Source organism: Pontibacter lucknowensis, assembly GCF_900156415.1.
GTDB lineage: Bacteria > Bacteroidota > Bacteroidia > Cytophagales > Hymenobacteraceae > Pontibacter > Pontibacter lucknowensis.
This window is the reverse complement of the sequence record NZ_FTNM01000002.1, coordinates 984,406-1,003,360: the sequence shown is the minus strand read 5'-3', so window position 1 is coordinate 1,003,360 and position 18,955 is coordinate 984,406. Positions and strand designations below refer to the sequence as shown.

Below are 18,955 nucleotides of genomic sequence, written 5' to 3'. Positions count from 1 at the left end.
TCTGGTCCAATTACTCAACCTGTCAAAAAGTTTTTCGTTTAGCTCTCTGAACTTGCATAACATCGGCTCTGCAAGGTGCTCAATTACGTTTCTTTTAATTTCTATGGATAAAATCTACTCGTTCAGCTATAGAGAACAGGCCAGACTTATACTTTTTACAGTACTTCTTATAGCATCGGCACTTACAGGACTTAAAAGTACAGCTGCTCCGAACGCCTTTTTTGCCACAGCCCCTGCTGCTGTCAAAGCACAGCCCTCCCTTGTTGGCGCCATCACCGTTCAATGGAATGCTGTGACAGGTGCAAGCCGATATGTGGTGGAGCGGTCGCTGTTTCCAGGAGCTGGATTTCAGGAGCATGCCACCGTCTCAGTAACAAGTGGTAAAACAATCTATACCTACCGCGACACAGGTTTGGGCTACGGCGAAACCTACTATTATCGTGTGAAGGCAGTGGATAGCGCAGGCGACTCGCCCTGGAGCAGCACAGTGAGCGCCACCACGCACGCGCAGCCCAAGACATTCAACATCATGCCGCTTGGTGACTCCAACACCCACGGCACCAAATTCAGCGACACCCGCCCGGACGCCCAGCGCATCGCTTACCGTAAGCAGTTGTACGACCTACTGATGGGGGCCAACGCTAAGTTCACCTTCGTGGGTAGCGAGCGCTCGGGCAGTGCAACACTGGCAAACGATCAGAACGCTGGCTTTTCAGCGGCGCGCACCGGCGACATTGCAAGCCTGCTGCGTACCAGCAGTTACCGCAACCAGGACAATGTGTTAGTGTCGCGGGGCTCAGGCACTTACCTGGACAAGTTCAACCCGGATGTCGTGCTGCTGCACCTGGGCACAAACGGCGGTCAGTGGGGTGTCACCGATGACGATCAGGCTATTGCTGAAATGGCTGCTATACTTGACGAAGTAGATGCCTATGAAGCCAGGGCCAACAAAGAAGTCACCGTTGTGCTGGGACTCATCATCAACCGGGTACTTCAGCCGAATGATCCGGCGGCAGTCGAGTTTACTTCACGTTTCAACGTAAAGCTGGCCGCCATGGCCGAGAACCGCATCCGCACCAAAAGCGACCGCCTGATTGTGGTGGACATGGAAAAAGCGGCCGGCATCGTCTACCGCCTGGCCAGTGAGGGAGGTGACTTCGACGACAGCCTGCACCCTTCTGAGTCGGGCTATCAGAAAATGGCCAATCAGTGGTTCAAGGCTTTGGAACCTTTGCTCAAGCCTTCTACCGTTAGCACCAGTGCCCCGGAGACTACTATCACACAAAAGCCGGCGGAAATATCAAAAGAGAAATCCCCCACCTTTGCCTTTACAAGCAACAAAAGCCCCGTTTACTTTGAAGTGAGTCTTAATGGGGCGGAATACACGGTGGTGAGCACGCCCTATACCTTGAGCAACCTGGCCGATGGACGCTATACCTTGTCGGTGCGGGCAGTGGATGCCGCCGGCCGAAGAGACGCCACACCGGCCACCCATACCTGGACCATCATCACCGAACCGCCAACCCCGCCTGTTTTCACAGCGGTGACCGAAGACCGTGGTCCTGTCAACAACGACCGAGTGACCTCAGACAACACCATTCGCTTGTCTGGTAAGGCGCAGAATGGGGTAGAGGTAACCGTGCGTGAAGCAGAGCGGGGTGAGCTGGGCAAAGTGAAAACGAATGAAGGCGGTGATTGGTCCTTCAATTACGAGGGAACAGCACTGCCAGCCGGTGTGTATCGCTTCACAGCCATCGCCACTGATATTGCGGGCAATGAGAGCAAAGTGAGCAATACCTTTACTGTAACCATCGACCTGACCCGACCGGACATCGCTATCAGCACGGAAGCCAAATCTCCCGTGAAAGAGGCTTTTCAGGTGCAGTTTAAATTCACGGAGGAGGTATACGGATTGGCTGCCGGCGATATCACCGTCACCGGTGGAACATTGGGTGATCTGAAAGAGGTAAATAAATCCACTTATACTGCTACCATCACGCCACCTGCCAATGGGCAGGGCACGGTAGCCATTAGTCTGGCTGCCAATAAAGCGACTGACCTGGCTGGTAATGCCAACACGGCTTCCAATAAACTGGAAATCGCTTATGACCTGAAGCGCCCGAAAGTGACGCTCAGCTCAGATGCCCCTCAGCTTGTGAAGGCTCCTTTCACAGTTAGATTTACCTTTGACGAAGCGGTTACAGGTTTTGCGGCGGCTGACATCAGTGTGCAGAACGGCTCGGCGGGCAACCTGAAATCCGAGAGCGCCACTGTTTATACCGCAACCATCAGCCCTGCGTCTGACGGGGAAGTCGTGGTCAGCCTGGCAGCCAACAAGGTTACAGACGAAGCCGGCAACGGAAACGAAGCCTCTGCCGAACTGAAGCGACTCTATGACGTGGCGCCGCCAACAGTGACGCTGGCCACCACAGCTGGTAATCTCACCAATGCGGCTATACCTGTCACGATCACTTTTAGCGAGCCGGTTACGGGGCTTTCCTTAAACTCTTTCGGCGTAACAAACGGTAAGCTGAGCAGTTTGCAGAAACAGGATAACACTACTTATACCGTGCTGCTGACACCAGATAAAGACGGGGAAACAAGTCTGCAACTTGCCGAAGACAAGGTAGAAGACCAGGCTGGAAATGGCAATACGGCATCTAACGTTCTTAAACGCCAGTACGATGCCACACCGCCAACTGTAGCCCTTAGCACCGGGGCGGCAGAACTGACCAACGAGCCTTTCACAGTCAACTTCCGCTTCAGTGAAGTGGTTGAAGGCTTTGCGGTGGCCGATATCACAGTAGGGAACGGCTCAGCCAGCGAATTCAATAAAACAGGCGATCAGACTTACAGTGCCCTAATCAGACCAGCAGCCGATGGCCAGGTAACGGTGCGTGTAACGGCCGGAAAGGCGCAGGATGCGGCAGGTAACCCGAACACTGCTTCCAATACCCTGGGTATACAGTATGACAGTACGCCACCTGCTGGTTATGCCGTGGCGTTCACTACCGACAAGGTCGAGCACAACAACCAGCAGAATATTTCTTTCAGCGTGAAAGGAGCAGAGCAGGGAGCCACTTACTTCTATACCATCAGCAGCGACAAGGGCGGCACGGATGTGACAGGCACAGCCAGTACAACGACTACCTCTTTCAATGTTCAGAACCTTGATCTGAGTGGTCTGCACGATGGTACACTCACGCTCACTTTTTACCAGGTGGATGCCGCCGGTAACCGGGGTGCTGATGCAACGGCGCAGGTGGTGAAGATGACGAAGAACATCCTGACCGTGAGCAGTCTGGAAGCGATCAGCGTCAAGTTCAGGACCAGTTTCGAGGACCTGCCATTACCCTCGCAGGTGAAGGTGCGCTATACCAACGGAGAGGAAGAAGACCTGGAGATAAAGTGGCAGCAGGGTAATTACAACGGACTGGAGCCTGGCACCTATACCTTGAGCGGGGAACTGGTGCTCAAGCCGAACACTACCAATCAGGACAACCGCAAGGCCAGCATCACGGTGACTGTGGAGCCAAACCAGCCACCGACTGCCATTGCGATCAGCCAGAACACCTTCAAGCCGGATGCGACGCCAGCTGAAGTGTTGCTGACTTTCAGCACCACCGACCCGGATGATGAAACCCATACCTACGCCCTGGTGAACGGACAAGGCGCAGAACACAACAGCTACTTTGAGCTCAGAGATGACAAGCTATACCTGAAGTCAAACGAAGGGCTTTCGGGCATTCGCAACTTCAGCATACGGGTGCGGACTACCGACCCGTACCGAAACAGTTTCGAGCAAACCTTCACCCTGAGCAAGGAGGTATACCAGCCGGCCAATCCGATCAAACTGGTAAACGCCTTCTCGCCGGACAACGACGGCATCAACGATACCTGGACCGTACCGGAACTCAAATTCTACGACGAGATCAGCATACAGGTGTTCGACCGGGCGGGCAGGAGGCTGTTCCACACCACCAATCCGGAGCAGGGCTGGGACGGTCGTGGTCAGGACGGACAGGTGAAAGAGGGTTCTTATTTCTATATCATCGAGGTGAAGGATATCAACCTGTTGCAGAAGGGTGTATTAACAGTACTTAAGTAAGTTTACATGAACAGATTAGTAGTAATAGCTATATTCTTATTCACAATCACAGGCCTGCAGGCGCAGAACCGGAAGTACATCAGCAATTTTTCAGCCTACCAGCATTTCTACAACCCTGCGCTTACAGGTAGCGAAGGCTCCATGCTCCGCACCTATTACCGCAACCAGTGGACAGGCTTTGAGGATGCCCCCAAGACGCTTTTCTTCTCAGGCGAGCTGGACATGGCGGATATGAACAAAACCACGGATCGTACCAGTCACTACCAGTACCGCGACTCACGAAAAAATTACATGGGTGCCCGGCATGCCTTTGGAATCATTGCACTGCAGGAGCGATTTGGCCCTACAAGAGAGACGCAGCTGGGGCTGAACTATGGTACCGGTGTGCGGCTTTCACAATCACTAAGTCTGCGCTTTGGCACGTCGCTCACCTTCAATAATTTCCGGCTCGACGGCAACAGCCTGGTGGTGGACAATACAGGTGACCCGCGCTACCAGCACGTACTGGGCGACCAGAACAGTATGAGCAAGTTTGACCTGAACCTGGGCTTTGCGCTGGCCTCTGCCAACTACTACCTGGGCTATGCCATGCAGGATATCACCGCAGGCCACTTCATGAATAGCAGCGATAATTTTATGAAGGATGTCTATACCCGCAAACATATTGCGCAGGCCGGGTTTCGTACAGCTATGTCAGATCATTTCGGGCTGATTGTAAATGGCCTGTACCAGTACGATGAGCAGCTGAAAGGTACGGTTGAGGGACAGGTGAAAGCAGTGTATAACGACATGCTATGGGCAGGAGCAGGCTACCGTAACGACCAGGCATTCCATGTAGGGGCTGGTCTGCACTACCGCCAGTTCCGTATCACGTACGCCTATGAGAGCCCAATACAGGAAGCCCGCTCAATCAGCCGCGCCACCAACGAGATCGGCCTGGCTTATACCTTCCGTCAGGCGAATCCAAATCAGCAGGGCGGGCTTACTTTCTGGTAATGCCTGCATGCCTACTGTGGCCGGGGCAGGGGAATCGGAATTTTAATGTCGAAGGCGGTGCCTTCTCCGGGTGAGGAAACCACTGTCATGCTTCCATGCAGGCCATCGAGCAGGTGCTTCACCAGTTGCAATCCCAATCCATAACCCTGCTCCCCTTTAGTGCCGGTCGTGGAAGAGGATTTGCCCTGCATCACACCGCTTACCTGTTCTTCCGTCAGGCCTATACCTGTGTCACTTACCCGAATATGAAGCAGGGATTTGTTTTCGAGGTTTTCCAGTCTTAGCTGCACCGTCACGCCTCCCAATGGTGGTGTAAACTTGAATGCATTCGAAATCAGATTCCCCGTGATCTGCATCAGCCTTTTCTTCGGGAAAGGCCTGTCTGCCTGCATCGCATCGATCTCCACATCAAAGGTGATCCCTTTATCAGTTGCCTGTGGCTGATAGAGCTCCAGCAGACGCTCACGCAGGGTGTTCAGGTTCAGCTCATTTTCACTTAAAACAGAAGTATCCGGTGCAGATGTCTCCTCGTTCCCTGTCAGGATCTCGTCAGCCAGCTTAAGAATGGAATTGCCACTCTTGTAGATCAGGCTCATGAAATTCAGAACTTCCGGCAGCTTGTTTTTTTCTCCCTTCTTCAGGATCAGATCTGCCAGACCCACAATACCGCCCACAGGCCCTCTGATGTCGTGCGCCACCCTGCGGTTTACCTGTTCGGCTTCTTCCAGCTTATGGTGCATCGACTGCATGACCTGGTGCACCACCAGGCGGTGCACGATCTCACCTGCAATGATCTTTAGCAGTTCTATTTTCTCAGGTGAGAGCTCCTTTATATTTCGGTCCAGTACGCAGAGTGTGCCGATATTGTAACCCCGCTTTGTCCGGAGAGGCAATCCGAAATAGTACTTGAGGTCAGGGTTACTTTTAAGACTTCGCAAATTCATGAACCGCTCATCCTGCATCAGGTCTTTGACCTCTAAAGGGTCAGACTGTGCAATGGCATACTGGCAGACAGAGTCTTTTCGTGGCATATTACCAGTCGGGAATCCATACCCTGCCACCGTCCACTGGGTATAGGCGTCGAGCAGGTTGACAAGCGAAATCTCCGTGCCGGCCACATGTGCGGCCAGCCGCACCAGGTCCTTGAAGCTATCGCTTAGATTGCCATAGTCAAGGTCAAGTTCTGAAAGGTCGATAAGACGCTGAAACTCCTCGTGCTGTACAGTTTCCTGATCGGGCATAGGCTCAAGTATTAGAAGGTTGTCCATCTCTTAGTGTTTACGCAGTACGCCAGCTGGTTCTGCCATTATTCTTCTTTCCGGCATAAACGCTTCTGCTTCTGCCTTGTGCTGCAACTGATGTGCCACAAACAGCGCCGCCATAAACAGAATCGCCGCCACTACCTGGTGCAGCACACCCAGACTGATGGGAACCACCAGTACCAGGGTCGCTATGCCCAGGCCAACCTGCAGTATCGTGACAAGTAGCAGAAACCTCACCGCTGTCCTCGTGGTGCCCAGCAAGTACTGCTTGCTTAAGTAGCTATAAAACAGCACTACACAGATCAGTACAACAAATGCGAACCAACGATGCATGAACTGCACAGCTACACCATTATCAAAGTATTGCAGGATCGATAAACCACTCAGGAAGCCAGGAAAGAACTCCCCCTGCATGAGCGGCCAGGTGTTATAGGAAAAGCCCGACTTCAGTCCTGCCACAAAGGCCCCCAGCACAATCTGAATCAGGATAGCGAACACCAATAACCAGGAGAGGGGACTGTAGGCCCGAAGTGCATGGGACTTTTGTTCGACCGGTGCCACCAGGTCAGCAATGGTCCAGAGAATGACACCGATCAGCAGCAGGGCCAGTGTCAGGTGTGCTGCCAGTCGGTAGTGGCTCACGTGCGGCATTTCGCTCAGGCCGCTCATCACCATTACCCAGCCCATCACGCCCTGGGCCATACCGAGCAGCAGGATGAAAACAAGGCGCTTCACCAGCCAGGGCGCCAGCATTTTGCGGTACAGGAAATACAGGAAAGGTACAATGAAAACGATCCCGATGAGACGGCCCAGCAGGCGATGCAGGTACTCCCACATAAAGATTTGCTTGAAGCCCGGGAGGGTCATGCCGAAGTTCAGCTTCTGGTACTCGGGAAACTGCTTGTACTTCTCAAACATAACGAGCCACTCACTTTCTGAAAGCGGAGGCAGCGTGCCTGAGATCAGGTTCCACTCGGTAATGGAAAGGCCGGAGCCGGTGAGGCGGGTGATGCCACCGATGACCACCATGGCCAATACGAGTACTATGCCGCTGATAAGCCAGAGAACGACAGGTATAGAAGCAGGTTTTTGATGCATAACATGGAAAAGAACAAATATCCATGTTTCTGACCTGCCAGAAGATGATAAATATCACTTTTTAACAAAAAATGCCACTCAGGTGCCTCGCACAGTATCTAATATTTTTGCGGGTGAACTTTTGGGAGAGATGTCGTCGAAATCGCCCCGAAGAGCTTTCAGGGCATAGCGTTCTTCGTCAATCTCCCGGCGGCTGCGTATGCCCAGCGCCCGCATGATGGGCAGGGGAGGGCACCAGCCCTGTATGCCATGCTGCAGCAGGAAAGTAGTGACAATACCCGGCAGGATGAACCAGCGCTTGTTTACAAAAGCCCCTAGCAGGGTGCCGGAAAGAGCCAGCGTGGAAGCATTGACCTCCAGAGTACGTTCGATGCTCCATTCCTGGTCAAGCTCGCGAATGCGCTCTGAGATCTCCCCGTGACTGCGGCCTTTGTAGCGCGCTATACTTTGACGTATGTGATGATCCACCCGTTCGTTGGTTTCATCAAAAGAGCTTTCCCTCACACGTCCCTGTTCTTCCTGTTCTGTATTATTCATTATCTTCTTCCTGTTTGTGTATCTTACTATAATGCTATACGCGGTTGTATGAATATTTAGTTGTGCCAGAACTGAATCATGTCTGCAGGAAGTAACGTTTTGGCGTAAATCTTCGGCTTTCTGTCGTTATTTGTAAGATTTACTACGAAATCTGTAAGTTCATCTTGCGTTTGCTGCCTACCTTTGCAAAAGAAACTGTATCTTCGTCTGAACGAGCGTACCTGAATTTGAAGCTGATTCGCACCATATTGACCCTGACACTGGCCCTGCTGGTTGTTTTCTCCTCTGTGGGGATGACGATCACGCAGCATTTGTGCGCAGGTGAGGTTATGGCAACAGCTTTCTTTTCGCACAGCGCCGCCTGTGAAATGGAGAAACAGCGCGAAAGCCTGCCGGATTGCCACAAGCCGGCCATGGACGCCGACTGCTGCCAGGACCAGACAATTGTGCTGGAGGTAGAGGACGAGCAAGCGCTTAGTCCGACTTTCAAGCTTTCCGTTCCGGATATGACCTTTATCGCAGCTTTCGCGGCGGTATGGACTTCCCTTTTCGAACTTTACGAACCGGCCTATACCCATGTGCCGGATTATTCCCCGCCTTTGCTCGCGCAGGACATCCCTGTGTTTGTGCAGTCCTTCCTGATTTAAACCTGCTTTTTCGATGATGCCCGGCCGCTAAGGTCAGGTATAGCTACTGGCTTTTCCTATACGGAGAGTGCCATTCCTTTTTGCATTCAATCGAACAAAGCATGTTAAATAGCATTATTAAATTCTTTCTGGAACAGAAGCTGGTGACCACCCTGCTGCTGCTCCTTATCGTGGCCTGGGGCATCATGGTGGCGCCGTTCAACTGGAACGTAAACTTCCTGCCCCGCGACCCGGTTCCGGTGGACGCCATACCTGACATTGGCGAAAACCAGCAGATCATCTTCACCGAGTGGATGGGCCGCTCTCCGCAGGACGTAGAGGACCAGATCACCTATCCGCTCACGACTTCCCTGCTGGGTATGCCCGGCGTGAAGACCATCCGTTCCACCTCCATGTTCGGCTTCTCGAGCATCTATGTCATTTTTGAGGATGACGTGGAGTACTACTGGAGCCGTTCCCGCATCCTCGAAAAACTAAATTCACTGCCAGCCGATCTGCTGCCTGCCGAGACGACTCCGAAGCTCGGACCTGACGCCACGGCGCTGGGGCAGGTATACTGGTATACCCTGGAGGGCCGCGACGAAGACGGCAACCCGGCCGGGGGCTGGGACCTGCACGAACTCCGCAGCATTCAGGATTTCTATGTGAAGTACGCGTTGGCCGGAGCACAGGGCGTGGCCGAAGTGGCCTCTGTGGGCGGTTATATCAAAGAGTACCAGGTAGACCTCGACCCGGTAGCCATGAAGGCAAACAACGTCTCCATGATGGAGGTGATGAATGCCTTGAAAGCCAGTAACCAGGAAGTGGGCGCCAGCACCGTAGAGATCAACCAGGTGGAGTACCTGGTGCGTGGCTTGGGCTATGTGAAGGAAATAAGCGACATCGAAAACGCCACCGTGCGGGTAGCCAACAACGTACCGATCCGCATCCGGGACATCGGACGGGTGAACATTGGTCCGGCTGACCGTTCTATGCTGGGCGTGCTCGATAAGAGTGGCGCCGAGGCCGTAGGCGGTGTGGTGATCGCCCGCTATGGCGACAATCCGCTGGCGGTGATCAACAACGTGAAGGCCAAACTGGACGATATTGCTGCCGGTCTGCCTTCCAAAAAGCTGGCCGATGGGCGCATTTCCAAAGTGACGGTGGTGCCTTTCTATGACCGCACGCAGTTGATCAACGAGACACTGGGCACGCTCAACACTGCCATCATCCTGCAGATCCTGATCACTATCATTGTGATCATCGTGATGGTCTACAACCTGCGGGCTTCGCTGCTGATTTCTGCGCTATTGCCGCTGGCTGTGTTAATGACTTTCATCCTGATGAAGTACTTCGGGGTGGACGCCAATATCGTGGCACTTTCAGGTATAGCCATTGCCATCGGTACCATGGTCGATCTGGGGATCATTCTTAACGAGAACATCCTGCGGCACATGGAAGAGGCCCCGCCGGGGCAATCACTGATAAAGACGGTATACAATGCCACCACGGAGGTGGCTACTGCGATTCTGACGGCTGTTTCCACGACCATTATTTCATTTTTGCCCGTGTTCACGCTGGAGGCGGCGGAGGGCAAGCTTTTCGGTCCGCTGGCCTACACCAAGACCTTTGCGCTGGTGGCGTCGCTGATCTTTACGATCCTGATCATGCCGGCTTTTGCACATACTATTTTCGGGCTGAAGTCGCGCAACGTGGCCTGGAGTAAGATACTGAACTGGGCATTGGTGGGCCTGGGTATAATAGCTTTGTTCATTGTGCCGCTGGCAGGTATCACATTGGTATTGATTGCGGCTAATAACCTGCTCAATTACTATCAGCCGGAGCGCTTCGGGCGTCACCATACACTGATCATGGTAGGTATAGCGGTACTGGCCGTTTCGTGGCTGCTGGCGACCGAGTGGGTGCCGCTGGGCGTTTCGGTGAGCTATTTTGTGAACTTCATTTTTATCCTGCTGATCATCGGATTGGTGCTTGGATTGTTTTCCTTTTTCATCAGGGTATACCCGCGGGTGCTGGGCTGGTGTCTGGCCAACAAAGGTACTTTCATGCTGATCCCGGCTTTCATTATGCTGCTGGGGCTTAACATCTGGATCGGTTTCAACGGCGTGTTTGGCTGGGTGGCAACTGGCTTCGATAAAGTGGGGGTGAACGTTCGCACATCTGCTCCCTGGAGCGGACTGGTGCATACCTTCCCGGGTATGGGCAAGGAGTTCATGCCATCCCTGGACGAAGGCGCTTTCCTGCTGATGCCGACCTCGATGCCGCACACCGGTGTGGAGGCGAACAAGCGCTATGTGCAGCAACTCGATATGCTCATCACGGCTATACCTGAAGTGGAGATGGTCGTGGGCAAAGCAGGTCGTGCCGAAACAGCTTTGGACCCGGCCCCGATGTCGATGTACGAGAACGTGATCCAGTACAAATCCGAGTACATCACGGATGAAAACGGGTATAAGGTCCGCTTCAAGGTAAACGATGACGGCGAGTTTGCGCGGGACGAAAAAGGCAACCTGATCGAAGACAAAAGTGGCGAGTATTACCGCCAGTGGCGCGACCACATCAGGACGCCTGACGACATCTGGAACGAGATCGTGGAAGTGGCCGAACTGCCGGGCGTGACTTCCGCCCCGAAGCTGCAACCGATCGAAACCCGACTGGTGATGCTGCAGACTGGTATGCGCGCGCCGATGGGAGTAAAGGTATACGGACCGGATCTGCAGACCATCGAGGACTTCAGCATGCAAATGGAGCGGCTCCTGAAAGAGGTGCCTTCTGTGAAGCCTGAGGCTGTGTATGCCGACCGTTCCCTAGGCAAGCCTTACATGGAAATAGACCTGGACCGCCGTGCCATGGGCCGCTACGGCCTCAACGTGGCCGACGTGCAGGAGTACATTGAAGTGGCGATGGGCGGCATGGCGTTGACCACCACTGTGGAGGGCCGCGAGCGCTATTCCATCCGGGCCCGCTACGCCCGCGAGTATCGTACTGATCCGGAATCCGTGAGCCGCATCATGATCTCAAATCCACAAGGTGGACAGATTCCGTTGGCTGCCATTGCCAAAGTGGAATTCCGTCCGGGACCGATGATGATCCGCGGCGAGGACTCCTTCCTGACTGGCTACGTGCTGCTGGACAAACGCGAGGGCTTTGCCGAAGTGACCGTGGTGGAAGATGCACAGCGCTACCTGCAGGAGAAGATCGCAAGTGGCGAACTGGTAGTGCCGGCTGGGGTGAGTTATAAGTTCTCTGGCAACTACGAAAATCAGATTCGAGCCGAAGAAAGATTATCCTTTATTGTGCCACTCAGCTTACTGATCATCTTCCTGATCCTGTATTTCCAGTTCCGGTCGGTGAGCACGTCGCTTTTTATTTTCACATCGATTGCCATGGCTTTTGCCGGCGGCTTTATGATGCTGTGGCTTTACAGCCAGGGCTGGTTCATGAACTTCTCCTTTGGCGAGACCAATATGCGGGAGTTGTTCCAGATGCGGACCTTTAACCTGAGTGTGGCCGTGTGGGTTGGCTTTATCGCCCTGTTTGGCATCGCGACGGACGATGGTGTGGTAATGGGGACTTATCTGAAACAAAGCTTTGAACGCAACACACCGCAAACCAGAGCCGAAGTACGCGAAGCAGTAATGGAGGCAGGTATACGCCGCGTGCGTCCTTGTCTGATGACCACCGCCACGACTTTGCTGGCGCTGTTGCCTGTGCTCACGTCTTCGGGGCGAGGCTCCGATATCATGATCCCGATGGCGATCCCTTCTTTCGGGGGAATGTTCGTGGCCCTGATCACGCTGCTGATTGTGCCGGTGTTATATAGCTGGCGCGAAGAATCCAAAATCAAAAAAGAAACCGTATGAAAAAGATACTGGCTTTAATCATGCTAGTGCTGGTGGCAATGCCCTTGGCACAAGCGCAAACGCTGGAAGAATATCTGGTGGAGGCAGGCGAGAACAGCCCGACGCTGAAGGCGCGCTACGCCGAGTACCAGGCGGCGCTGCAGCGTGCCCCGCAGGTGGGGGCGCTGCCAGACCCGGAGGCTTCCTTTAACTTTTTTCTGCGGCCGATGGAGCGCTTCATGGGCAATCAGGTAGGCGATATCTCAGTGATGCAGATGTTCCCCTGGTTTGGTTCACAAAAGGCGGCCCGCGACGAGGCGGACTACATGGCGCAGATGAAATTTGCATCCTTCATTGAAGCGAAAATCAACCTGTACCACGAGGTGCGCACCATCTGGTACCAGCTATACCTGAATGATCAGGAATCGATCCTGATGGAGAAGGAGTTGGAGATCATGAAGACACTCGAAAGACTGGCCCTGGCCAGGTATAAATCGGCTCCGGCAGGCGGCACTTCTGGAGCCGCCACGCCAGCCCGGGGTACAACGGGCGGCTCGACTGGCTCTTCTAGTGCTGTGGGGAGCGGTGGCTCCGGTATGGCGGGTATGGAGAGCTCCGGCGGTGCAGCTGCGGGCTCGGCCAGTGGGGGCAACATGGCGGCTGGCGGCAGTAGTATGTCCGGTATGGGCAGTACAGGAGGGTCTTCTATGGTCGATGTCATGCTGATCCGGTTGCAAGTGAAAGAACTGGAAAACCAGGTCCTGATTCATCATGAAGCACGCAGGCCGCTGCAGGTAGCTTTTAACCAGCTGTTGCGCCGCCGTCCAAGCATGACGGTCATTTCTGCCGACACGCTCCTGCCTGCTGCGTTGCCGGCTACCTTGTCGCTGATCGAAGACTCGATCCGCAGCAATCACCCGATGCTCAAAATGTATGAGTGGGACGAGAAGGCCCGGGAATCCCAACTGCGGATGGCGCAACTGATGGGCCGACCAATGATTGGGGTGGGGCTAAACTATATGATCTTCAAACCGCGCATGGATGATATGACCCAGATGAATATGGGCGGCGAGAACATGGTGATGCCGATGGTGACCCTGACGCTGCCGATCTACCGTAAAAAATACAATGCGGCCCAAAAGGAAGCAGAGTTCTCCCAACAGGCGGCTGTGTTCCAGAAGGAAGCTACGGAGCGTGAACTGTTCACGGAACTGGAGAATCTGCTATACCAGTACCAGAGTGCAGTCAGCCGGATTAACCTGCTCAAAGATCAGGTAACGCTCACAGAACAGACCATCCGGCTGCTCACCACAAACTATTCCGTTACGGGCACAGGTATAGAAGAGATCATCCGCCAGCGTCAGTCTTTGCTCAGCTTAAGGCAACAGCAACTGCAGGCTGTCACAGACCAGAACATTGCCGTGTCAGCCATCAACCGCATGATGCAGGGGGATAATTAGAATTGGGTAGGTATAGATAGAGTAGACGGGCAATAGTGTCCCCTTTGAAGGGGGCAGGGAGATGACAATCGTGCACCAGTCTACAAAAGCACTGAAAATCAGAAGAACAACAGTCATAAGCATAAAGAAACATGACATCAAGAAATAAAAGAATCGGAACCTACTTACTCGTGGCCTTGGGCGGACTGTTGCTGGGCTGGCTGCTGTTTGGCGGCCGGGGTTCAGAACAGGCACACGAACACGCCGGAGAGGTAGCGGGTGCCACGGAGTATACCTGCTCCATGCACCCACAGATCAGGCAGGAGGGACCGGGGAAATGCCCGCTTTGTGGCATGGATTTGATTCCGGTGAGCAATGGCGGAAGCAGTAACAAAACCAGCCGCTATGTACTTGAGATGACACCGGAGGCCATCGCTCTTTCTAACATCCAAACTACCAGGCTGGAAATGGTTGATCCGGAGAACGAACTCGTGCTATCGGGCAGAGTGGCCTTGAACGAACAGCAGGTGTCTTCGATCACAGCTAAGTTTCCGGGACGCATTGAGCGGCTCTACGTGAACTTTACCGGGCAGGAAGTGCGCCGTGGAGAGCGGCTGGCTTCGCTTTATTCACCGGAGCTGATCACAGCCCAGCGTGAGCTGCAGGAAGCTGCCCGAGCCAAGGACCTGATGCCCGAACTCTACGAAGCCGCCCGGTCCAAACTCAAGCTCTGGAAGTTGACTGATGCACAGATCAAGCGTATTGAAAACGCATCGGACATCATCACCAATTTCGATATTTATTCTGATGCCGCCGGTGTGGTAACAGAGCGATTGGTAAGTGCCGGTGACTACGTGACAACAGGGTCTGCACTTTTTGAAGTAGCGAACCTGTCCTCGGTGTGGGTGGTGCTGGACGCCTACGAAGCTGACCTGTCCTGGATCAAGCAGGGTGGCAACATCACCTTCACGGTACCAGGTATACCTGGCAAAGAATTTACAGCCAAGGTAGCCTTTATCACCCCTGTACTCGATCCGACAACCCGTGCCATCGAGGTGCGGGCGGAGGTGCAGAATCCCGGCAACCAGTTGAAGCCGGGCATGTTTGCGGATGCCCGCATCAAGACCTCTACCGGTGCCAAAGAACAGTCGCTGTCGGTGCCGAGCAGTGCCGTGCTGTGGACAGGCAAGCGCTCGGTGGTATACGTGAAAGTACCGGGGCAGGAGATGCCGGCTTTCGAGATGCGCGAGGTGACACTGGGGCCACGCATGGGCGAGCGGTATGTCGTGGAATCTGGCTTGCAACCAGGTGAGGAAGTGGTAACAAATGGTGTGTTTGCCGTGGATGGAGCTGCACAGCTGCGAGGTAACTACAGCATGATGTCGCCACCACCAGCAGGCGGACCTAAGGCACCGGAAGCTTTCCAGCAACAGCTCACCCAGCTCATTGACCAGTATTATACCCTGAAGAATGCCCTGGTAGCATCGGATGTGCCGGCAGCACGTCAGGCGGCAGGTACCTTTGTCGTGACTTTGGGGCAAGTGAATATGGGTGAACTCGATGGTAAAATGCACGATCAGTGGATGGCGCTGCTGCCAACATTGAAGTCTAATGCCGAGGCAATTCAGAAAAGCCGCGATCTGGAAAAGCAAAGAGCTGCTTTCTCACCGCTTTCCGACCAAGTCATCGAAGCCGTGAAAGTGTTCGGCATTCAGCATGATGTGGCCTATATACAGTCCTGTCCGATGGCACTCGGCGACAAGGGCGCATTCTGGCTGAGCGAGATCAAGGATATCCGAAACCCATATTTCGGAGAGGCGATGCTGACATGCGGAGAAACGGAAGAAACGTACAGAAGAGGGCAGAGCACGGGAGCAGCTGCTGACCAACCGGCTCCCATGCCGCAGGGGCACCAGCATTAAACCAAACCTATCACAAACAGGAAGGCAGGTATAGTGCACTATACCTGCCTTCCTGTTTTATAGAAATACACATAGCTCAGCTGTATTTAATCTCCACCACTTCAACTTCTTCTTCCACACGCCCCAACTCCAGGTGCAGCTTCTGACCGAATTTGGCACCCGTTACCGCTTGTGCAATAGGAGCTACAAACCCTATCAGCCCTTGCGTAACATCTGCTTCGTCTACACCCACGATGGTGAACTGCCGGATGGTGCCGGGTTTGCCACCACTAAGTGTGCGTAGCTTGACAGTGGCTCCGAAGCGCACTTCGTCCGGGGTTTGCTCCAGCGGGTCTATGACTCTGGCGCTGGCAATTCGTCCGTTCAGGGCGCTGAGTTTGCCGTTGAGGATAGTGAGTTGACGGGTGCGGTCCGCATCGTTTTCGCGGTTGGCTTCTACAATAGTGCGCTCCGATTCCAGCTCTTCCAGTTCAGTTCTAAGTTTCTCCAGTCCCTGCGGACGAACATAATTGGGCACGCCTGCAGGCAGGGCAGCCCGTGGTGGGATGATGGGCGCTTCGCCTGCGTCGTCTTCTTTTACAAATGCTCTGCTCATGCCCTGTTATACAGCAAGGGAGTGCCGGATGTTTCCGACACTCCCTTTTCTATTAGATCAGGTGTAAGAGTAGTTGCTATACCTGTTTATTGTCTGTCTTAATCCTAATAACTATAAAAGTCTCTTATCTTTTTCCACAGGCTCTTTTGTCACAGTAATTACATAGGCATTTGGAGCACATACTCCTTGCCGGCTGGCACGGTTAGTTTATAACCTCTGATCCAGGGGTTGTAGAGGCGCAGTGTTTTGTAATTTGTACCCTGTTCGTGCGCAAAGTCGATCAGGTCAGGTATGGTGTTCTCCACGGTCACAGCTTTGGCAGGCAGTGGATTGTAACCATGTGTTTCCGGTACGTCAAATCCATACTTCTGCGGATTGCCGAGAATTTCTTTCAGGGCCAGGATACGGAAGATGTAGCGGGAGGTCTCGTCATTCAGGTAGAGATCATAGAAGGAGTTCACCTTCTGGTGCTTCATGGCTTTGTCCAGACCAGCCATGCCACGGTTGTAGGAGGCGGCAGCATCGGTCCAGGTGCCAAACTTGTTTTTGGCTGTTTTGAGATAGCGACAGGCCGCCACAGTCGATTTCTGCACATGGAAGCGCTCGTCCACCTCCCCATTCACAACCATCCCATAGCCGCGGGCCGTGTCTGGCATGAGCTGCCAGAAGCCAGAGGCACCGGCATGGGAGGTTACCTGCCCGAAAAGACTCTCGGCCAGGGCCAGGTAAATGAAATCTTCGTGCATATCATTCTCCTTCAGGATCTGCCGGATCTCCGGCAAGTAGCGCTGCATTCGTTTCAAGGCCAGCAGCGTGCTGGTGTGCAAGTAGGTGTTAGCCAGCAGCTCACGGTCGAGACGCTCCGCTACATCCGGCAGATGCAGCGGTACGGGTTCACCTGCAAACGTGATGGCGTCAGGCAGGGCAGGTGAAGTGAAAATTTGTCTGTTTGCCTCAAAGGCTCTGTCGTTGCGCTCGTTTGGCGTAGCGCTCAGTTTGAGGCTGTTCTCACCGCTCAACTGTAAAATCAGTAGCGGTGCAACCAAAATCCAACCATACTTTAAAAATTGCTGTCCCATAGCGTGCTCCTTTCTTGTACCTGTATTTATAACCTGAAAACTGAAGATGAATTGTGTTTCAAGGTAAGGAAAAATGCAACAGGATGCCAGGCTATACCTGCGATTTTTGAGATTGGAAGAGACATTTATTCTGACTTATTAGGTGATAAATCTTCCTCTAAAGCCAGTTAGGTAACAAAGTGAGTAGAAGAACTGTGTTCAGAAAACCTGATTTTAAAATAAGTAATATATAAGTTTTGCAATATTTATCTATTTGCAGTATCAACCTTGCCATCGCCTTACTTTGCCAATAAAAAAGTCAAGGCTGCCGGCATGCGCCTGGCCCAGGCCGCTTCGTTGTGCTGTGCCTTCTTGTCCAGAACCCAGGTATAGTCTTTGCCTTCTCGGTAGCCTTGAGCCTGCAGAGCTGCTAACATTTCGTCTATACCTGGCTGCAGACGGGCCTCCAGGTCGATGCCGCCGTTGTCAATATAGAGCTTCAGCTTTTTCTTTTTGCCTTTATAGGCTTGCACGTCCTTCACGTAGTCGATGTGCATGATCTTGAAAGCGGGGGACATACAGATGGCCTTGCTGAACACCTGCGGATATTCCCAGGCCAGCATAAACGCCATGATTCCACCGGCTGAAGAACCGCCTGTCAGGGTATGTTTGGCGCCCGATTTGGTGCGGTAGGTCTGATCAATAAGCGGCTTCACCTTGTTCACAACAAAATCCATGTAGGCGCTGCCTTTCAGCCCCGGCACATACTCTTCCATGCGATCGGTCGTGTTGTAAATTCCTACGATGATGACAGGCTCCATTTGCCTGTTGCGGATCAGGCTGTCTGCCGTTTCGTCTATGCCCCAGTCTACGCCGAAGGAACTCGTAGCCGGATCGAATACGTTTTGCCCATCATGCATATAAAGGACAGGATAGCGTTTGTTACTTTCTCCGTAGCCCGGCGGTAACCACACAATCAGGTCGCGGGGCTGCAGGCTGTCTGCTGTTAAGTTGCGGTGATACGCTACCGTGCCGGTGATGCCTCCTGAAATTGGCTTGCTGGCTTTCTCCAGCCAATGGCTAAGCTGATGTTGCACGGTGGTGTCACCTTCTGGTTCCAGACTGAAATTTGGCAGCGGATTGCCTTGCTCGTCGGTAGCCTCGGTGTTCCAGGAGCCAAGGGTGAACTTGTACTGCACTGACTGCTCTTTCAGGTATACCGTCTTTTCCCATACCTGAGCCCCGGTATGCCGCATAGTGATGCGGTTGGGTTGCCAGTTTCCGAGTTCAGGCGTGCTGCCACTCAGGTATACCTGCTGCGAATCCGATAGGGTAGGAGCGTACACCCGGAAGGTGATACGGGTGCTGTCCGGTTGTTGCTGCCCTATGGCAGTGTGGTAAAAGCTAAGCATTAAAAGCAAAGACAACAGAAGGCTTTTCATAGGGCTTGC

Annotated in this window: 12 protein-coding genes; 6 read left to right on the top strand and 6 right to left on the bottom strand. The window is 53.5% G+C overall.

Annotated elements, in window-relative coordinates:
- The first annotated feature begins 103 nt into the window (after positions 1–103).
- Together BW972_RS10470 and BW972_RS10465 are read left to right on the top strand one after the other, a co-directional pair.
- On the top strand, positions 104–4,108 hold the full coding sequence (locus tag BW972_RS10470; RefSeq protein ID WP_076422052.1) for an Ig-like domain-containing protein: 4,005 nt from the start codon (positions 104–106) through the stop codon (positions 4,106–4,108).
- A 6-nt stretch (positions 4,109–4,114) separates the two neighbouring features.
- A complete protein-coding gene (locus BW972_RS10465; RefSeq protein ID WP_076422051.1) occupies positions 4,115–5,104 on the top strand; it encodes a PorP/SprF family type IX secretion system membrane protein in 990 nt (329 codons plus the stop codon).
- An 11-nt stretch (positions 5,105–5,115) separates the two neighbouring features.
- Here the strand turns inward: BW972_RS10465 and BW972_RS10460 are convergent, their stop codons facing one another.
- The 3 genes from BW972_RS10460 to BW972_RS10450 form a co-directional block, all read right to left on the bottom strand.
- Positions 5,116–6,372, bottom strand: a complete 1,257-nt coding sequence (locus tag BW972_RS10460) for a GAF domain-containing sensor histidine kinase (protein ID WP_076422050.1) — start codon at positions 6,370–6,372, stop codon at positions 5,116–5,118.
- Positions 6,373–6,375: 3 nt separating this feature from the next.
- On the bottom strand, positions 6,376–7,464 hold the full coding sequence (locus BW972_RS10455) for a COX15/CtaA family protein (protein ID WP_076422049.1): 1,089 nt from the start codon (positions 7,462–7,464) through the stop codon (positions 6,376–6,378).
- A 78-nt stretch (positions 7,465–7,542) separates the two neighbouring features.
- The gene (locus BW972_RS10450) at positions 7,543–8,001 is read right to left on the bottom strand and encodes a DUF2892 domain-containing protein (RefSeq protein WP_076422048.1); all 459 of its coding nucleotides are present in this window, start codon (positions 7,999–8,001) and stop codon (positions 7,543–7,545) included.
- A gap of 227 nt (positions 8,002–8,228) precedes the next feature.
- Here BW972_RS10450 and BW972_RS10445 point away from each other — a divergent pair, with 227 nt between their 5' ends.
- From BW972_RS10445 to BW972_RS10430, 4 genes are all read left to right on the top strand, one after another.
- A complete protein-coding gene (locus tag BW972_RS10445; protein WP_143731982.1) occupies positions 8,229–8,648 on the top strand; it encodes an HYC_CC_PP family protein in 420 nt (139 codons plus the stop codon).
- A gap of 101 nt (positions 8,649–8,749) precedes the next feature.
- Positions 8,750–12,511, top strand: coding sequence for an efflux RND transporter permease subunit (locus BW972_RS10440; protein ID WP_076422047.1), 3,762 nt, complete (start codon positions 8,750–8,752; stop codon positions 12,509–12,511).
- Positions 12,508–13,950 carry a TolC family protein gene (locus BW972_RS10435; RefSeq protein ID WP_076422046.1) on the top strand — a complete coding sequence of 481 codons (1,443 nt, stop codon included), beginning with the start codon at positions 12,508–12,510 and terminating at the stop codon, positions 13,948–13,950. Before BW972_RS10440 ends, BW972_RS10435 begins: the two co-directional genes overlap by 4 nt.
- 131 nt (positions 13,951–14,081) lie before the next feature.
- The gene (locus BW972_RS10430; RefSeq protein ID WP_076422045.1) at positions 14,082–15,851 is read left to right on the top strand and encodes an efflux RND transporter periplasmic adaptor subunit; all 1,770 of its coding nucleotides are present in this window, start codon (positions 14,082–14,084) and stop codon (positions 15,849–15,851) included.
- Between the two features lie 76 nt (positions 15,852–15,927).
- Here the strand turns inward: BW972_RS10430 and BW972_RS10425 are convergent, their stop codons facing one another.
- The 3 genes from BW972_RS10425 to BW972_RS10415 form a co-directional block, all read right to left on the bottom strand.
- Positions 15,928–16,446: a GreA/GreB family elongation factor gene (locus BW972_RS10425; protein ID WP_076422044.1), complete on the bottom strand. Its 519-nt coding sequence runs from the start codon at positions 16,444–16,446 to the stop codon at positions 15,928–15,930.
- A 158-nt stretch (positions 16,447–16,604) separates the two neighbouring features.
- Positions 16,605–17,525: a lytic transglycosylase domain-containing protein gene (locus BW972_RS10420; protein ID WP_076422043.1), complete on the bottom strand. Its 921-nt coding sequence runs from the start codon at positions 17,523–17,525 to the stop codon at positions 16,605–16,607.
- A 278-nt stretch (positions 17,526–17,803) separates the two neighbouring features.
- Complete coding sequence (locus tag BW972_RS10415; protein ID WP_234986349.1) at positions 17,804–18,946, bottom strand: alpha/beta hydrolase-fold protein; 1,143 nt, start codon at positions 18,944–18,946, stop codon at positions 17,804–17,806.
- Positions 18,947–18,955: the final 9 nt, after the last annotated feature.